This window comes from Methanoregula sp. PtaB.Bin085 (genome assembly GCF_002067035.1).
In the GTDB taxonomy this organism is placed as follows: Archaea; Halobacteriota; Methanomicrobia; order Methanomicrobiales; family Methanospirillaceae; genus Methanoregula.
Genome location: NZ_MVQB01000019.1, coordinates 1 through 17,428, shown reverse-complemented (window position 1 = coordinate 17,428; position 17,428 = coordinate 1). Strand labels below are relative to the sequence as shown.

At 57.0% G+C, this 17,428-nt stretch carries 10 protein-coding genes; 2 read left to right on the top strand and 8 right to left on the bottom strand.

Translation table 11 applies throughout. The annotated features are described in order from the left end of the window. Positions 1–178: 178 nt before the first annotated feature. The 8 genes from A4E33_RS03665 to A4E33_RS03630 form a co-directional block, all read right to left on the bottom strand. Positions 179–3,646: a PGF-pre-PGF domain-containing protein gene (locus A4E33_RS03665; RefSeq protein WP_292346332.1), complete on the bottom strand. Its 3,468-nt coding sequence runs from the start codon at positions 3,644–3,646 to the stop codon at positions 179–181. A 184-nt stretch (positions 3,647–3,830) separates the two neighbouring features. After that, a complete protein-coding gene (locus tag A4E33_RS03660; RefSeq protein WP_292346331.1) occupies positions 3,831–5,945 on the bottom strand; it encodes a 6-bladed beta-propeller in 2,115 nt (704 codons plus the stop codon). 349 nt (positions 5,946–6,294) lie between these two features. Continuing rightward, positions 6,295–8,640, bottom strand: a complete 2,346-nt coding sequence (locus A4E33_RS03655) for a PGF-pre-PGF domain-containing protein (RefSeq protein ID WP_292346330.1) — start codon at positions 8,638–8,640, stop codon at positions 6,295–6,297. 267 nt (positions 8,641–8,907) lie between these two features. Beyond that, positions 8,908–9,096: a hypothetical protein gene (locus A4E33_RS03650; RefSeq protein ID WP_292346329.1), complete on the bottom strand. Its 189-nt coding sequence runs from the start codon at positions 9,094–9,096 to the stop codon at positions 8,908–8,910. 173 nt (positions 9,097–9,269) lie between these two features. After that, entirely contained in the window at positions 9,270–9,443 is a 174-nt protein-coding gene (locus A4E33_RS03645; RefSeq protein ID WP_292346328.1) for a hypothetical protein, read from the bottom strand. Between the two features lie 91 nt (positions 9,444–9,534). Next, complete coding sequence (locus A4E33_RS03640; protein WP_292346327.1) at positions 9,535–10,446, bottom strand: Fic family protein; 912 nt, start codon at positions 10,444–10,446, stop codon at positions 9,535–9,537. Between the two features lie 138 nt (positions 10,447–10,584). Beyond that, the gene (gene leuS, locus A4E33_RS03635) at positions 10,585–13,371 is read right to left on the bottom strand and encodes a leucine--tRNA ligase (protein WP_292346326.1); all 2,787 of its coding nucleotides are present in this window, start codon (positions 13,369–13,371) and stop codon (positions 10,585–10,587) included. Positions 13,372–13,381: 10 nt separating this feature from the next. Further along, the gene (locus tag A4E33_RS03630) at positions 13,382–15,322 is read right to left on the bottom strand and encodes a PINc/VapC family ATPase (RefSeq protein ID WP_292346325.1); all 1,941 of its coding nucleotides are present in this window, start codon (positions 15,320–15,322) and stop codon (positions 13,382–13,384) included. A 498-nt stretch (positions 15,323–15,820) separates the two neighbouring features. Between A4E33_RS03630 and A4E33_RS03625 the strand changes: the two genes are divergently transcribed. Both A4E33_RS03625 and A4E33_RS03620 read left to right on the top strand, forming a co-directional pair. Beyond that, a complete protein-coding gene (locus A4E33_RS03625; protein ID WP_292346324.1) occupies positions 15,821–16,882 on the top strand; it encodes a hypothetical protein in 1,062 nt (353 codons plus the stop codon). A gap of 11 nt (positions 16,883–16,893) precedes the next feature. Continuing rightward, positions 16,894–17,367, top strand: coding sequence for a helix-turn-helix domain-containing protein (locus A4E33_RS03620; protein WP_292346323.1), 474 nt, complete (start codon positions 16,894–16,896; stop codon positions 17,365–17,367). Positions 17,368–17,428 lie beyond the last annotated feature (61 nt).

The following is a 17,428-nucleotide window of genomic DNA, read 5'->3' as shown; positions in this document are numbered from 1 at the left end:
GATGAGATCTGCTGAATACCGCATCATAAGCGGACGGGAAAAATGAAAAACCGTGCGGGGAACAGGAACCGAAAATATGCGTTTCTGGAATCCTGTTCGTGAATACAGCCGATAACCCGCAGGACTTCATGCTGCCGGAACCGGAAAACAATTGATTATTATTTTCAGGCTCGGGAACTCATCGATCGATCCACCAGCGCCGGGCCACGAATCCCCCTCCCGCCAGCAGGCCGGCAGCCGCGATGACAAGGATCACGTTCAGGAGCGGAGAGGGCGCGGACGGTTCCGGCACCGTTTCCGGGGGAGCCGTAGTCTGCGTTGTTACCGGCATTTTCTCAGGAATTGCAGGGGCAGGGGTTTGTATGTCCCCGATCGCAGGTGCCAGCCGGTCCACCGCCGGAACAATAATTACGGATTCCGAAGGTGTTCCCATAATCGCGAACTGCGAGAACCCGGCAGACTGCGCCGAGAAAAATGCCGTGTCGTCCTTCGTTGAAAGGTACGTTGTCGGCAGCGGCTTCCAGCAGTCGGGCGTCATGCGGTACAGAACGATTGTTTGTGGATCGACACGGTCCGCATCCAGCCACGATTGCGGGACGGTGAAGTTGATCACCGCGTTTGTGATTGTACCATACCGGGCCGGTTCGAGGCTGAAGTACTGGAAGGTACTTCCTGCCGGCGGGTTACAGCTGGCGGCAGCCCCGTGTTGTTCGGTACCGGTCACGATCAGCTCCGACAACTTCGTCCCGGTCACGGTTGCCCGGTGCGCCTTCGAGTCGCCTCCGATGTTCACGGTCACGGTCATGAGCGGGTACCCGGACGATCCGGTTGTCGCCGCTGATCCACTCCCGCCGCCCGGTGCGCCGGCGCCTCCCCGGGGCCAGCCATCGTCGTTGGGGACCTGCGTGGGCGGCGGGGTCCACGTGCCCTGTGCGGCGTTCAGGGCGATATACAGGGTCTGGCCGTCAACAGTGCCGGAGATGTTGGCCGCACCCGGCTGGAGGGTGATCCATGTTGTCCGGCCGGCCCCGTTTGCCGATCCGTACGTCAGGGGTGCAACAACACCGGGACCCGATACCAGCGCGTAGGTGTTCGGGATGGCGTTGGGCACGAAGATGCCCCCGCCGGAGGTATCGGTGCCGGTGTTCGTGAACGTCAGGTTCGTACGGATCTCCGAAGTCTGGGGTATGGTGAGGGAATACGGTGCAGCCGTGATACCGAGAACGAGCCACGGGGCTGTTGTCACGCTGCCGTAGACCTGCGGGGCCGGGTCGGCGTTGGTACCCCACCAGTTGTTCTCCGCATGGACGGTCCCGCCCATTGTCCGGATTGCCGGGCCGGTGCCCGTTGCGGTGTTCTGCCAGAACCGGCAGAAATGGATTGCCGGGGGGTTGCCGCTCAGGATCGCGCCGCCATCGGGGGCAGAACATCGTTCGAAGTTCGAGGATGTTATGGTGAGCGAGCCCCGGTGGGTGAGGGCGATCGCTCCCCCGCCGCCGGATACGGCCCTGCTGTTCGTCATGGAGATCCGGTCAAGGACCACGTTGCCGCCATTGATAAACAGCGACCCCCCGTAATTTTGCGCTGAACTGCCGGTGAAGGTTGTGGAATTGCCGATGCTGAGGTCCACATCCTCAGTGAAGATCGCGCCCCCGTTGTTGGAGGCATGGCAGCCGGAGAATGTGGAGGAAGAGATTGTTCCTGCCGGTGTCGTCATGTAGGGCGGGAAATAGATTGCGCCCCCGTCATATGCGCTGCAGGTGGTGAAGGCTGATCCGGCAACATTGTTGCCATAAATGACTGCTCCTCCCAGCGCGCCGGTACCCCCGGCAACGGAACAACTGTTGAAGGTGGAGCGGATGATATTTTCACTTCCATAGATTGCACCGCCTTCAGCCTGCTCGCTGCTGGTCGCCGAGCAGCGGGTGAAGGATGAACCGGTGATATTCCTGATATTTGCCGTTGCACCTCCTGGTGCGAACCTGCCTGCGGAAACAGAGCAGTCGGTGAACGAAGTGTCCGAGACGTCATCGAGAAAACCGATTGCGCCGCCGGACGCAATGATACCTCCGGAAGCCGAACAACCGGTGAATGCGGAGCGGGCGACCATTTCTCCATTATAGACAGCACCGCCTTCGGCCTGATTGCTGCTGGTCGCCGAGCAGCGGGTGAAGGATGAACCGGTAATATTCTCAAAAGCGCACGCTGCACCGGCTGCCGCGATCGAACTTCCGGAAGCAAAACAGTCGGTGAATACAGAATCCGCAATGGTGTCTCCATAATAGACCGCACCGCCAAAAGCCTCGTCGGTGCCGGTTACCGAACAGCGTGTGAAGGTGGATCCGGTGATCATGGTGAAACCGGCAACCGCCCCGCCACCGGCATCCCCTCCTGAGGTTACCGAGCAGTCCGTGAAGACTGAACGATCAATTTCCGGTATCAGTCCAGAGATCCACCCGGTGGTAATTGCCCCGCCCATGCCAAGATCATCGCCCGCGGTTACCGAGCAGTTGGAAAAAGAAGAGCCGCTCACGCGTTCGGACCCCCAGACAGCCCCGCCGCCGACATTGGAAGAGCCGCTTGCGGAACAATTGATGAACCTGGAATCTGTGATAACCACCCCGAGGGCTGCCGCACCCCCGCCGCTTATCCCGGTTTCCGACGCAACAGAGCAGTCGATGAAGTTGCTTCCGGTGATATTCATTGCAAGTGCAACTGCGCCGCCCAGTGCATTTGTCCCGGATGCCGAACAGCGTTCAAACGTGGTCGACGTGATGGAATATATACCGATGACGGCACCGCCTATCCCTGTGTTTCCGGATACGGAGCAGTTGGTGAAGGTGGAGGAAGCGATAACCGTATTACTATCTCCCGCATAGATCGCCCCCCCCGCGTTGTTCCCCCCCTCGCCGGATGCCGAACAGCCGGCAAACGAGGACCCGGTGATACTGAGAGGGCCATATGCGGAGATCGCGCCGCCCAGTCCTTCTACAGAATCTGCGAGCGTGGTCACCTGGCAGTCGGAAAAAGCGGAATTCGTGATGATGAGCGTACCTGCCGGGTCCCCGGCAAGGATTGCTCCGCCTTCAGCAGGTACAAAGATATCCGCTGAACTGACCGATCCGTTCCGCAGGGCGAGGTTGTCGATGGCAAACGTGAAAGGGCCCATGACATTGAAAACCCGGCCGGCATGTTCTGCATCGATGATGGTGTTGCCGCGGTTGCCTCCGAGTGACGTGTTGGCCCGGATGGTGATGTTCCTGTCGATGACGATGTCGTGCTCCCGGTAAATCCCCGGGTCGAGCCAGATGGTGTCGCCGTCAGCCGCGGCAGAGACTGCTGCCTGGATCGAGTCGGCGGGTCCGATGCTGATGGATTCGGCTGATTCAGGTATGGCGGGAATGGCATGATCCCTGTTTTTGCCGCTGGCACTGTCTGCGCCATGGAGCGCGGTGGTGAAAAGACCCGGGTGACCGGCCAGGATTTCCTGAAGGACGGTATCGTCCGCTGGCGGGGAAAAAAACTCAACCGGCGCAATGTCCGCACGTTGAAAGGTATAATTCGCAGCCGATGACGGAGCTGCGAAAAGCCCGCACGCAGATATCGATACAACCAGGAAAATCAGGCAAAACTGTCGTAAATCCATCCCCCACCAGCCACAGCAACGTCTGCAAGAGGCCGGGACAACCTTCCCCGATAGTCCCGCACTCCGGCAGTATCCCGGAGAATTTTTTTCAATGGGAGATTAATATTCCGAAATGAATCCGGCATCTGTGAATACAGGACTGGCAGAAAAAGAGGGGATTGTCCGGTGACGACACCGGACGATCTCAGATGCCATCGTAGAGGCTGATAATGTCGGCAAAGTCGATACGGCCATTGCCGTTGAAATCGAACGCCATGATCGGTTCGTTTGCCGCAATCCAGTCCATGGTGTCATAATACAGGACAACATCGGCAAAGTCGGCACGGCCGTTGCCGTTCGCATCCTCGTAAAGCCCGTCGCCATCGGGATCGGTGGGAAAATGTGCGGATCCGGGGATGGGGATGACGGGGGTGACTACGGGTTCGGAAGAGAACTTCTCGAACCGGTCATCTGCGATATCAACGACATACACGCTCCCGTCACCATCGACCGAGACGCCGTAGATGTTCTCAAACTGCCCGTTGCCCATGCCCGGCGACCCGAACTGCGTGATATACTCCCCGCCGGACGTGAAGATCTGGACGCGGGAGTTCCAGGAGTCGCCAACATAGATACGGTTCTGGCTGTCAACAGCAATACCTTCCGGGTACCACAGCTGGCCGTCACCGGACCCCATTGTCCCCCATTCGTCCAGGAAATTCCCGCCGGCATCGAACTTCTGGACACGGTTGTTGGAGGTATCAGTCACATACACGTTCCCTGCAGAATCGAGAGCAATACCGTACGGTTCATAGAACATGCCGGCACCGGATGTGCCGTACGAGCCCCACGCGGTGATGAAGGTACCGCTGGGATCGAAGGCCTGGACCCGGTTGTTGTAGGTATCGACAACATAGACGGTCCCGTTCGGGGCACACACGATACCTTCGGGGGAGTTGAAGTTCCCGTTCTCGATGCCATACTGTCCCCACTGGAACTGGTAATTTTTGTCCGGGCTCCAGACCTGGATCCGGTTGTTGTACGAGTCGCTGATATAGAAATACCCCGAGCTGTTGATCGCCATGCCATAGGCCTCCCGGAACTGGCCGGCGCCGAACTGCCCCATATAGGTACCGTCCGGAGTGAACTCCTGGACACGGCCGTTGCCGTAATCCAGAATGTAGATGTGATTATCCGGCCCGATGGCGCTCGCGGTCGGCCAGATGAACTGGCCGTCACCGTTGCCACCGGTACCCCAGGTCCCCCGCGGAGTGCCCGAAGGATCGGTGATCACGATGCGGTAACTGTTGTAGTCGGCGACATACACGTTCCCGCTGGGATCGGTAGCAATACCGTACGGGAACCAGAACTGTCCCTGACCTGCTCCGCCGGATCCGAACTGGTTCCGGAAGGTGCCGGCGGAATCGAAGACCTGGACCTTGTACATGCTGTCATCAGTTACAAAGATGTATCCGCTGCTGTTGACCGTGATCCCGATCGGTTCAGAGAAGGAGCCGCTGCCATACCCGTACGAACCCCACCTGGTGAGGAACGAGCCGTTGGTGTCAAAGACCTGGACGCGGTAGTTGTCCCTGTCCGTGACATAGAGACGATCGGAAGCATCTGCAGCAATATCGACAGGGAAACTGAACTGGCCGTCACCGCTGCCGGAAGATCCCCATGCCGTGATAAAATTCCCGCCCGGGCCGAATTTCTGGATCCGGTTGTTGTCCGTGTCCACAACGTAGACGCTGCCCGCGCTGTCGAGAGCGATCCCGCGGGGCTTGTTGAAGTTCCCGTTGCCCGTCCCCTGCGATCCCCACTTCGAAACGTACGCGCCGGAAGGCGAGAAGACCTGGATGCGGTTGTTGCCCTGGTCCACGACGTAGATGTAACCGCTGGCGTTCACGGCAACATCGCCGGGACGGCCGAGCTGCCCGTTGCCGGTCCCGGATTCGCCGATGATGCCGAGCAGGGTCCCGTCCGGAGCATATTTCGAGATCGAGTTGTTCCAGAAATCGATTGCGTACACGGTGCCCGATGCATCGGTCGTGAGGTACTGCGGGTGGATGACCGTAGCGGAAGGCACCGCCCATTCAAACGTGAACGACGGGCCGCCGGAAGCGTCCATGGACTGTGCATCCATGGCCCGGAATCCCGGTGCCTGCAGGTGATACGCGGGGATGGTTGCATTTTCCCGGGCAATATGGATATTCACGGGTGCCGTAACAGTATCGGCTGCTGCTGACACCATTCCTGTACATAATCCGCTGACGATCAGCAGGATGAAGAAACGGAGTATGCTATGGTATCGGTCCATAAAATCATATCCTGTATGAATATGCGGGGAAAAAATCCCGGTACAGGGAAAAGTGCAGGCGGGAGATGATATTTTTACGCACTCCGTACGGTTACTGCACCACTCCTTTCGATTCTATGGTCTTACCGTGATGATGGTTCAATGAACCTTGGGGATATGGAAAAAAAGAGAAAAGGAAAAATGATTATTCGATCATAATCGCCGGCTTGAACGGCAGCGCCGTCGCAGCCTTGGTGTGCCCGGCTCCTTCCGCTTCCACAATGTGGACCGGCACGCCGGACACCTGCCTGTTCAGTCGTATTCCTCGAAGTCCGACTGGCCATCAGGCCAGGAGGGTGAGAGGAAGGCATCAGCATTCTTCGAATAGCGCCGGGTTCTGCCTGCGGATCCACCACCGCCGGACCATGAACCCGCCACCCGCCAGTATACCAATCGCCGCGATAACGAGGATGGCAGTCATGACCGGTGATGATAGTGCCGGCTGCGGTGTCGCGGCGGGCGGTGCGGTGGTCTGCGTTGTGACCGGTTTCTGCGGTACAGCTTTCCCCGCTTCCGGAAGTTCCTGTACCGGAATGACCGCGGTCGCCTGCGTTGCCATAACTGCCGGAGCTGTGGTGCCCGGTGTCCCGGCAATCGCAAAGAGCGAGAATCCGGGGGATTCCGCAGAGAAGAACCCGGTCCCGTCCTTTGTATTCAGGAACGTGGTGGGCAGCGCCTTCCACCCCCCGTCCGCGGTCATGTGGTAAAGCACGATGCTGCCCGGGGCGATACGGTTCTCATCGAGCCAGGATTGCGGGACGGTGAAGTTTACCCGGGCTTGTGTAATCGTGCCGTACCGTGCCGGTTCAAGCCGGAGGTACTGGAACACGATCCCGGGCAGGGCGGTCATGTTGAAGCCCGCGCTGTTCTGCACGGTGCCGGTCACGATCAGCTCCGAGAGTTTCGTTCCCGTGACAACCGCCTGCCACGCCTTCGAGTCGCCTCCGATGTTCACGGTTACGGTCATGAGCGGGAACGGTCCGGCTTCCGTTGCTGCCGGCGTAACGGACGGGAAGCCGTCGTCATTGTCGCGGTTATCAATCGTCGTCTCGGGAACTGTGCCCGGAGAAACGACCGTGATATACCCGACCCGGGTCTGCGTGGTTGTGCCGAAGGCACCGGAGGCGGTCAGGCTGACTGTGTACGTGCCGGTACTGGTGTATGTATGCAGCGGGCTGGCTGCAGTGGTATCGGTGGTATTGAACCATGTGCCGTCGCCAAACGACCAGTTCCACATCGTTGGCGAGCCGACCGATGCGTCAGTGAACTGCACCGAAAGCGGGACAGTGCCGGATATCGGCGAGCCGGTGAAGGCTGCACCATTGACGGTGATCGGTACGCCGACAGATTCACCGTCGACCGTGACATTGACCATCGCCATCGTGCCGGCCGGGGACATAAACGTCGTCGCGTTCGTGCCGGATACCATCCCTCCCGCGTCCGGCACCAGGCTGCCGGTACCCCTCGTCAGCGTGAACACGGTCAGGATATCGTCCGGGACATGGCCGTCCGCCACGGGATCGTGGTAATATCCCAGGTTGTCGTACGTCAGGTTCGCCGTGACGGAGGCAGTCTGTGCTGGTGTGACAGACGACGGGTTCGCGACGGCACCGAGCACCAGCCACGGGGAATACGTTGCGGGCCCGTAGATATGCGGGGAGGGATCATCGTTTGTGCCCCACCAGTTGTTCCGTACATCCCATGTTCCGGCATAGCGGTATATCGCCGCCCCCTCGCTGTCGCAATCCGAGAAGCGGGAGAAATGAATAGTTGCCCCGCCGTCGTATCCTCCCCACACGGCTCCGCCTTCCGGGCACGAGCAGCGGGTGAAGGACGAGGAGGTGATGGCAAGCGTGGATTCATCGAACGCGATCGCTCCGCCACGATACGATGCATGGCAGTCCGTAAATGTCGAGGAGATGATAATTGCGGGCCCGCGGAAGACCGCGACTGCCCCGCCCAGCCGTCCGGTGCATCGGGAAAAGGTCGAGTTCTCGATACGGACGGTAGTTAATATCGCATCGATTGCACCTGTGGATTTTTCCGACCGGCAGTCCGAGAAGGTCGAGTTCTCGATACGGACTGTGGTGGATAACGCAAAAATCGCACCCGGGAAATTGTCCGACCGGCAGTCCGAGAAGGTCGTGGAGGTGACCGTCAGAGGTGAGCTGACCACATAGATTGCATTGCCATCTGTCGAACTGCCGCTGGAGATGATGGACGAGGAGATGGCCAGAGTGCCTCCGGACTGTCTGATTGCACCGCCGCTTTCAGTATGCGTGCCGTTCTTCAGGCTCAGGTTGTCGATCGCAAGGTTATATCCCCCGCGATTGTCGAAGATCCTGCCGGATGCCATCGTGTCGATGATCGTGTTGGCCGCCGTGCCGCCGCAGGATGTGTTGGCCCGGATGATGATGTCTTTTGAAACGATGATGTCAATCTCCCGGTACGTTCCCGGGTTCAGGATGAGGGTATCACCCGCAGCTGCATCCGTGATGTTCTGCCCGATCGGGTCCCCGGGGTTCAGCGTGTGATCGGCAGCGGCTACCGGCCCGGCAAGGGCCAGCAGGATAATGAACGGCAGGCAGACCAGCTGGCAGAACGATTGCTGTTGTCTCTCGCTGGCCGGTTCCGGACGTAACGGAACGAAATGCATCAGGCAACCACCTTCGGCGATGAATGAAAAGTGTTATTCATGGAATGATATAGTCATGTCGAAATGCAAGTCCTGGCATAGGGTATCGGATCTGACAACGGTGGATACCGTCCCGGGCCGGGAAAAACAAAAAAAGCACTTGATCGCGATCGCAAGCCCGGGCGGCGGGGCTGTCGCGGCTTTTTTCACTATGAACGCATCAGCAGCGGAGTTGTGGTCCGGCACACCGGAGTTTTCCAACGAAAAACTGTAAAAAAATGATCCGGATCAGTCAAAATCGCCAAACAGTGCGGGGTTCTGCCTGCAGATCCACCACCGCCGGACCATGAACCCGCCACCCGCCGGTATACCGATTGCCGCGGTGACAGGGACGATGTTCAGCAGCGGCGATGAGGCAGCCGGCTGCGGTGTCGCTGCTGGCGGTGTGGTGGTCTGCGTCGTGACCGGATACACCATCCCAGTCTCTCCCCAGAACCGGGGCGGCGCATCCGTTATCAGGACAATTCGCTGCGGAAGATTCAGGCAGTGTTCGCTTGTCCCGGTTGTACCCTAACTTTCCCGGGATGGATGAGGGGTGTTGCGAAATATTTCCCGGGAATCTGGCCGGATGGCCGGGGAAAAAGAAGGGATTATTCAATCATGATCGCCGGCTTGAACGGCAGCGCCGTCGCAGCCTTGGTGTGCCCGGCTCCTTCCGCTTCCACGATGTGGACCGGCACGCCGAACTCCTGCGCAAGGAATTCCTTCGCAGCATCGAACATATCCTGCACGCTGATCGGGTCCTTCAGGAGCGGCTCGACCATGTAGGGCGGGAGGCGGTGGATGAGCGTCGTGATCTGCCTGGTTGCATCGGTCGCGGCCCTGCCCCGCCAGCATATGACCGGTCAGGAATTGTCATTTCCTGCCATGCTTCCGGATATACTCTTCAAGCGCCTGTCCCGATGCATGCCACGTATCATCGATCTTGGTTGCATCGAGAAGCCCTTTCCTCGCTGCAAGGCTCAGGTACTCCTGCGAGTAGGGAGATCGTTTCGCCAGCTCGCCAAGCGGGACGAGTTCCGATTGTTCCCCGGCAACCGCGAGCCATGAGGAGAGCGAGTCGCTGACAGCCCGGGCAATGAAACGGGTGAACGGGATAAGATCCCCGGAATCTGCATCGCGGAGCGCCCGGTAGTACTTCTGCCGGTCTTTTGTATCGAGAACGATCGGCGGGTAGCCCTGATGGAGCAGGAACAGGTTCGTCAGGAGCCGGGCCACCCGGCCATTGCCGTCAGTGAAGGGGTGGATTGCCACGAACCGGTGATGGAGAAACGCGGCCATGGCAACGACATCCTTGTCCGGGCTGGTGACTGCACCGATCAGGGTGTCCAGTTCGCGGACAATACGGGACCAGTCCGCCGGGGACTTGTGAGCGCCGGTTATCCGGACATTGCGGGTCCGGTACCGCCCGGCATCTTCGAGAATTCCCCGGGTGACGATCTCGTGGACCTGCTGGATTGTGACATGGCTGATCGGCGCTTTTTTTTGTGCCAGCCTGACGATCATATCGTATCCTCTGGCATTATTGGTCGCTTCCAGGTGTTCGCGAAGGGTTTTACCGCCGATGGTGATTCCTTCTTCGAGAACGAGTTTTGTTTCCGATAAGGTAAGCGTATTTCCTTCAATGGCATTTGAGTTGTACGTGTGCCGTACCCGGATCTCCTCGTGGAGCTTCGCATCCAGATCAGGACTCATCGGGCGCAGCGCATCCAGCCGCGCCTTCTTCTGCCGGATCCATTCCATGAGATCATGAGTGCGATCTTTCATATCGGTATCGGCTGATTTTTCGCTGATCCGATATTAGCATCGCAGGTTCATGAATGTTGTTCCGGCGGCTCCCTTTACACGTACCGGGAATTCCTCTGCCGGTTGTGCGATCCCGCAGGAATGCCGTGGAAAAAAAAGTTACTCAATCATAATCGCCGGCTTGAACGGCAGCGCCGTCGCGGCCTTCGTGTGCCCGGCCCCTTCCGCTTCCACGATGTGGACCGGCACGCCGAACTCCTGCGAAAGGAATTCCTTCGCAGCATCGAACACGTCCTGTTCGCTGATCGGGTCCTTCAGGAGGGGTTCGACAACATACGGCGGGAGGCGGTGGATGAGCGTCGTGATCTGTTTTGTCGCGTCGGTCGCGGCTTTGCCCCGCTTGCGCATGGCCGGGTCCTTCATGATCTCCTTGACGACCGTGCCCTTGTCGCTCGCTGCGGCGATCGTGCGGAAGATCTCATGCTTCCACTCCGGGGCGAGGGCGATGGTTATCGCCTTGGGCTGGAGCTGGATCAGCTTCAGGATCGACTCGATGTCCTCGACCGTGCGGGCAAGGAGCTCTTCTGCAAGCTCCGCCTTCGGGTTCACCAGTTTCGGGTCAGCAACCGGCCACGGGGCGAACGAGACGAGCCCTTCGCCCGCGAGCTCCTTCCAGAGGTGCTCGGCGGTGAACGGGATGAACGGCGCCAGCAGGCGCACCCAGACCGAGCAGAGATCGTGGAGTTCGCGGCTGCCGTCGCAGTCCTTCGGGAGCCGGCGGCGGTACCATTTCAGGTCCTGCTCGATGCCGAAGTAGGACTCCTGCAGGGCCTGCCGGGTCTGGAAGTTCTCGAGGGCTTCGGTGGCCCGGGCAATGTGGGCCTGGAGCCGGCTCGCGAGCCAGCGGTCGATGTCGTGCGGCTCGCCCGTGGCGTCCTTGATCTCCACGACGGTGTTGTGGAACCGCTCGATCTGTTTCCTCGTGGAGAGCACGAGCTCGTTCCGCCAGTCAAAGTCCTGCCATGGCTCGGCCGAACCCATCAGGAACATCCGGACGGTGTCGGCACCGAACTCCTTCACGGCGTCCTCCAGCAGGAAGACGTTGCCCTTGGAGGACGACATCTTGGCGCCGTTCAGGAGGCCCATGCCGAAGACGACCATGCCCTTCGGGAGGAGCTCCTTGTGGCCGGCAAAGACGGTGGTGTGGTGGAAGACCTGGAACGTGAGGTGGTTGGAGATCAGGTCCTTGGCGCTGAACCGGAAGTCGTACGGGTACCAGTACAGGAATTCTTTCCGCATCGCGTCGAGCTTCTTCTTCTCCGGCAGGTCGTCGGACTTCTTCCCGAGGAAGATGTAGTCGAAGACTTCGGGCGTCAGGAGTTTCGGTTCGATCTCCCGGATCTTATGGGCGATGGTGTAGTACGCCATGTAGACCGTGGAGTCCGAGAGCGGCTCGATGAGCTGGTTGGTGTCCCACGGGAAGCGGGTGCCAAGGCCGACGCGCCGGGTGCAGGCCCAGTCCTTGAGCCACCAGATCGTCCGGTCGAACTCGACCCGGACCTCGGTAGGCACGAGCGCCATGTCGTTGATGTGGTCCTGGACCTCCTGCTTCCACGCGGGGTCGCCGTATTTCAGGAACCACTGGTCGTGGAGGATCTTGACCTTGACGCGGTTGCCGCACCGGCAGACGACCGGCCGGAGGTCGAACTCGTACATCGGCACGGAGTCGTACTTGGCGATCATCTCCGCGGCCACGTCGTCGCGGGCAACCCGCACCGGCTTGCCGCCATATTTGTCGAAGAGTTTCCCCTTCGCAAACTCGGCGGAGTAGATCTCCTGCGTGAGCGAGTCCATCCGCGGGTCCATCTGGTCTTTTATCCCGGCCTTCTCGACCGCGTCCATTGCGGGAATTTCACCGTAGCCTTCGACTTTGATGAGCGGGATAGGTTTGATCGTCGTGTACTTCCCCTTCTGCTGGAGGTCGCGGAGCGCGATGTAGTCAAACGGGGCGTGGGCGGGCACGCTCATGACCATGCCGCTTGCCATGTCCGGGTCCACGAACTCGGCAGGGAGGATCGGGACCTCGCCGCAGAGCGGGTGGCTGACTTTTTTGTCAATGAGGCTCGTCCCCGGGACATCCTCTTTGATCTCGACCGTGTGGTCCTGCAGGGCGAGCTTCTCGGCCGCCTCTTTGCTGACGATCCACGCTTTGCCGTCCACGATTGCCTTCACGTACGTGACCTTCGGGTTTGCCCAGAGGTTGGTGACGCCGTAGATGGTCTCGGGCCGGAGGGTTGCGCACGGGATGAAGGCGTCGCCGTACCGGAACATCATCAGCGTGAACTTGATGACTTCGGCCTTGTCGCCTTCCAGTAAATCATGGTCGCCGACCGGGTTCTCGTCCACGGTACAGTACCGTACCGGGTGGGCGCCCTTCATCACGTGGCCCGCTTCATAGAGATGCTTCCACTGCCACTCGATGAACTTCGAATAGGTCGGGTCGACCGTGATGAACCGCCGGCGCCAGTCGATGGAGAGGCCGCAGGCAGTCATGACCCGCTGGTACTCGTCCGCGAAATGCTTCACGATCACGAGCGGGTCGGTGAAGTTGTCGAGCACGTTCTGCGGCACGCGGTACAGGTCGCGGTAGAGCCGGATGGTCTTCTCGTCCTTCCTCGCAATGCGCTTTGAGATGCCGACCACCGGCGCGCCGGTGACGTGGAAGCCCATCGGGAAGAGGACCTGTTTCCCCTTCATCCGCTGGAAGCGTGCCACGATATCCGGCACGATGTAGGTCCGGCCATGCCCCACGTGCATGGCGCCGCTTGGGTACGGGAAGGCGACGTTCAGGTAGTACTTGGGGAGGTCCGAGGGATCGGAGTGGAACGCGTGCGCCCACTTCTCGTGCGCCTCCTCCTCGAATTGTGCGGGATTGAATTCACTCACGGGTTTCACCTTATACCGGCCGCAGCCTGATATTCTCGTTGTTCTGGTAGCGCCGGATCATCTCCTGCGCAATGCTTGAGTTCTTGGCAAGGACGATCTCCCCGGTCTCGTTCACGGTGGCCGTAAAGAGGTATTCCTTGCCGGCGAAGACGTCCACGATCCGCCCGCTCTCGCCCGGGGCGATGATGGTGAGCTGCTTCTTGTCGGTCTGGATCTTGATGCCGCCGCCGAGGTTGATCTCCTCGTCTCCCCTGGGCTGGGCAGCCTGCCGGTCGAACTCGGAGCGGGGCTTGATATCGATCCCGATGCCGATCTTGTTCACGATGGCCGAGACGTTCTTGCCGCCCTTGCCGATCGCGGCCGGCACGTCCTTGTCGTCGATGTAGACAACGGCTTTGGTGTCGCTCGTCATCTGGACATCCACGATGCCGTCCGTATACCGGCCGATCTCGCGCTGGATCTCCTTCTCCATCAGCTTCCAGCCGGGCCGCTCGTCGCTCTCTTTCTTTGGCTCAGCCTGCCGTGCGGGTTTCTCGGGCACGAGCGGCTGGCCGACAAAGTGGACCGGGCCGGGCCCTGTCTTTGCTGCCGGCGCAGCGGCCGGTGCCGTGACCGGGATCACGATGGTTTCGCCGTCATACCGGAATACGTCGAGGACGAGTTCGCCGGTTTCGTGGTCGGTGACCGTGGTGACCGGCCGGATGTTGAGCTCGCCCGCCATGCCGCCGGGAACCTTGACGGCAAAGCCGATGTCGTAGACTTTCGTGATGACGCCCTGCTTCACGAAGATGACCGTGTTGATGATCTGCGGGAGGACCGAGAAGTCCACGCGGTCGCTGAAGCGCTGGATTGCGTCCTGCACACCGCTTGCGTGGATGACGCCGACCATGCCGATGCCGGCCAGGCGCATGTCGGCAAAGATGCTGAAGTCCTCGTTCTTGCGGAGCTCGTCGAAGATGACGAAGTCCGGCCGGACGAGGAGGAGCACGTCCGCGGTGTTGGTCATGCTGCCGTCCAGCGCAGTGTACTGGGTGATGTTGTCCGGCACCTGCAGCTCGCGGGGGGCCTCCATGGTCTTCACCACGAAGCCGCTGTCCGAGAGGAACGTTGCCACGTTCTGGGCGAGCGTGGTCTTGCCGGAGCCGGGGGCGCCGACAATGATCATGCCCCGCTTCTCGCTCGTGATGCGTTTCGTGATGATGTCGGACTTCTGGTAGTCCTTTAAGGTCACATCCACGATCGGGCGGACGGCCGTGATCTCCATGCCGTCCGAGAACGGCCTCCTCGCGATCGCGATCCGCATGGACCCGATCTGGACGACCGTGACGCCCCGCTTCTCGACTTCAATGAAGCCGTCGGGGTCGCGCTTGGCCCGCTCGAGGATCTCCTGCGCCAGCGCCCGGAGCTCGTACTCGCTCGTGGGCGCGTCGCGGATCTTCACAAGTTTCATGTCCGCAATGGTCCCTTTCTTTGCCATCGGGGGCACGCGTTCCTTGAGGTACACCGCGATGGTGTGCTCGTCAAAGAACTGGTCGATCCCAAGCGGGACAAAATCGGTTACCTGTGGCTTTAAGTAGATGACATCGAGCCCCTTTGCCCGTGCCACCTCGGCCTGCACGTTGTCGCTTGTTATGAACCGTGCAGCATTCTCAATGGCGATATTCCGGATCATCGCGTCGATCTCGCCACCACTGGCGAGTTTCACCTGTTCGAGCGACGGCCGGATCCCGGAGAACTTGAGTTCAATGGTTTTTTCCTCGGCCATTTTGCACAGCGACTGGAGCTCCGCGAGCCCCGAGAACCCGATCTCGCGCCCGTTGTTAGCCTGGGCCTCGAGTTCCGCAATCACCGCTTCCGGCACGATTATTGTTGCACCCTTGTATTCACCGGCTTGTATCATCGAGGTTATGCGCCCGTCGATAAGGACGCTGGTATCTGGTACTAAAATCATATGATATCTCCATATGGTCTTTGCTATGGTATGCTATGCTATCCATATTCTGTGTACACTATTCCCGGCCGCCGGATCCTCCATGCACTTTATTGATCCTTTGGCCAGTGATCAACGCCTTGCAATGCGTTGATGTGTACGATATTTGAGAAGGATGTTTATATACATACGGGATACGCGAAGCGGAGCCCGTATGGGAGAAGAACGCCCGCGGGCGTTCTTCGACTCATTGTGAGGGGGGGCCCGAGCCCGAGAAGACCCGAAGGGGCTTCGAGTCATACGAGGTACGCGCAAGTGTGGCTCGTATGGGAGAAGAATGCAAGGCGTTCTTCGACTTGTGAGGGGTGCACCACGAGATGGGCCGGAAAGGAGAGATATTTGGGGAGGATCCGACTTGGTGTGGGAGAAAAATGTGAATTGTAATGTTTTTTGATTCATTGTTTTAAACCCATATAAGATACCAAGCATTTTTATTTTTGTATTTAATACGTAATACTCGTGGTAGATGAATTAAGTTCAGAGATTTCTGAATTAGAAAGAATTAAAATCGCGATTAATGAGGCATCTGATCACACAAAAAAACAAATCGATTTCATAGACTCAAATTTATATATTGGAGCTCTGTTGTCAATAATCGTGGCAATTGGATTGACTTCATTTACAAACAATTTTCCATATTGGATTTATGCATCTTTTGTGCTTTTTATTTTATATGGTTTATTTTTTTTAATATCTCAAATTTTTAGACGGAAAAATCAGATTAAAAATCAATCCGACTTGCGAAAAGAAATGGATGTGATATTTAATTCAAATATCGAAAAAATTGCGATTGGATTTGACTTTATAATTAAAAATGTCGCGCCTCTGATAAAAGCAATTTCGATAAATTTTCTCGTTTCATTCCTTTTAATCATTTACCTCGAACCATCGTGGTTCAAGGTTGACAATTTATTATCGTATTCACCGATTATTGCGTGTCTATTATGGGTTTTCACTCCGTTCCTGCTTGTTGATATAACGAAAAAGGTTAAGAAACTTGTTGAGAATTTAAAAACTGAAGAAGGAATAAAAATATTTTCAGAATCTAGCTTTCCCATTATAATTTTTTCATTAATCAAAGGGGTATTACTCCTTGTTGTTCTTGTGTCAATGGTAATTCTTCCTTTTGTATCACTTTGGGTAGTTTTTCCTTCTGGTGAAAATATTTCTAATGTATTACCGCGGGTTATTCTTGTAATGATTTTTCAGATGGTTGTGATATTACTACTAACAAGTTATTTTAGTGCATTAGCCGCTAAAAAGGAATTGTCAAATTCAATAACGAATTATTCCGATTTAAATTCACTAATAAACTTCTTTATTATCAGGAAAAAAACATCCGAAGAAAATGTCAAACAAATCAAAAAGGCATTTTTCACCGCGAAATTATATGATGTGGCTGTCGATGATTCGTTATTATTCATTTACGTATACATGTTAATTCCAAATCGGACAAATGTTCGAGAAGTATTTGGTGATAATTTTAACGTTGAAAGCAATGCAAAAAAACAATCTGAGTAAAAAGGGTAATTATGGGGTATATTGAAGAATACTTCCACAAAAAATCAGAAGATATCGTTGAAATGGATATTTCTTCATTTATCGAACAAAAAGTGCAGGAATGCCTTACATTAGATTATAAGGATTTTCAAAAATTTGACGACCCTGATGGATTATCAGAGCACATCTCTGCTTTTGCAAATTCAACGGGAGGTTTATTAATTCTAGGGATTCGAGAAGTTGAAAATTATCCAACAGAAATAACATGGGGTGATCTTCGACGTAAAACAAGAGAAAGTCTTGAAAATCGTCTTCTGTCGAGAATTTATCCAAAAATTGATGGAATGAGAATTATTCCGATCTATAAAACCGGATCAACCAACGAGGGAATTTTTTTAATTGATATCCCCCAAGGATTTAATCCACCTTACATGGCTGGCGATAAAAAATACTACAAACGATTGAATTTTCAAAAACAGCCGATGGAAGGTTCAGTACTTCACTAATTTTTAGCTCGGGCTGAGAGAACAGTAAGATCTAAATAGTCGGCGGGCGCCGAATATGCTC